This window comes from Candidatus Bathyarchaeota archaeon (assembly GCA_030739585.1).
Lineage (GTDB): Archaea > Thermoproteota > Bathyarchaeia > TCS64 > TCS64.
Genome location: JASLYX010000024.1, coordinates 1 through 1,320 on the forward strand (window position 1 = coordinate 1; position 1,320 = coordinate 1,320).

Here is a 1,320-nt window from a genome sequence, read left to right on the forward strand (position 1 = left end):
GCGGCGAGGTTATACGTCGGGGAAAGCTTCAACTCAGATAAATCACGATACTAGAGCATAAAAGACCCGTCAATCGACTGCGCAGGGGATAGACTAACGGTTTATTAATGTTCAACAGATTGAAGAAAAAGGGGGGGAGCTACTCCTCAGCCTCTAACCGCTTCTGAAATGCCATTATCAACTTGATCATGTCAGCCTTGGGCATATTCTCAGCGATCCCATCTACGTCGTAGACAACATCAGAAACGATCCCTGTCGGTGTTCCCTTAGCGGGGATTTCGATTCTGTCCTCCCACTTCGCACGCCTTTCTTTTTGACTAGATCTTTCAGCGTAGTGGCTCAAGAGAGATTCTGTTTTTTCTAACCGCTCCTCTAGGTCTTCGAACTCTGGCTGAGTGATGGCTATTGCTTTATAGTGTTTCTTGTAGGCTTTGAGTATCTCTTTATTGGAGAAGGTGGCATAATGCTCCCGAGAATCCTTAATCCTCCTTCCCTGCATCCTTGCAATTTTTATGCTTTTCATATCGCTGTTTTCGAGTCGACTTGTGTTGTACTTTCTGAGACTGTGTGCGCTAATCTTGGTCCAATCAAGATTGGGTCTCTGCGCTTTCCCTCGACTTCTTAGTCTCTGAAAGATTGCGATTCCAGCATTTTTGTTCAGAGGTTTCCCATAACTCGGGTGACGTGTGTCAGTCGATATGAAGAGATAATCATTAGACTTGAAAGGCAAAATTTCACGCTCTCGATAATTCAGCCATCGGTCAACAGCTTGCGTCGTCTCGAAACCAAAACAGGGTTGGGCTTTATTCTCTGTCTTCTCCTGCAAAATGTTAACACAGAGGAAGTCATCCCTATCCCTATTCTCGGTAAGGTCTTTCACCTTCAACCGTAAGGCGTCACCAATGCGCAGACCTGAATCCTTTAGGACGTGAATTAGGACTTTATCTCTAAGCTCTCTCGATAATTCCAACATAACTTTAACATGGCTTCTGGTCGCCTTCCCTATCGGATTTACTCTAAGTTTGATTCCATTCTTCTTGGCGCTGAAGTCGATTTCATTAGCCTCGAAGAACCGCTTGACCGCTTTCTTCACCATATCAATTGAGCTGGAAGAATATCCTTCATCCCTCATCTTTCTCTGGTATTTCACGAGTAGTCTCTTTACTTGACCCCTGTCTCGGGGGTCATTGGATTTGAGGACTTCAATATGCATCAAATAAAGCCCTTCGTGGTCGATCCCGAGAAACTCTAGAAACTGATTTAGATTTCTTCGGTATTCCCTCTGAGTGGACTGGGCGAGTGTCTCAAGATCGTCTTCCC

General features: G+C 45.0%; 1 protein-coding gene. It reads right to left on the reverse strand.

Going from position 1 to position 1,320, the window contains the following annotated elements; all coding sequences use genetic code 11:
• Positions 1-139: 139 nt before the first annotated feature.
• Positions 140-1,320: tyrosine-type recombinase/integrase (locus tag QGG23_08400; protein MDP6049435.1), on the reverse strand; the 1,181-nt coding region annotated here is incomplete at its 5' end.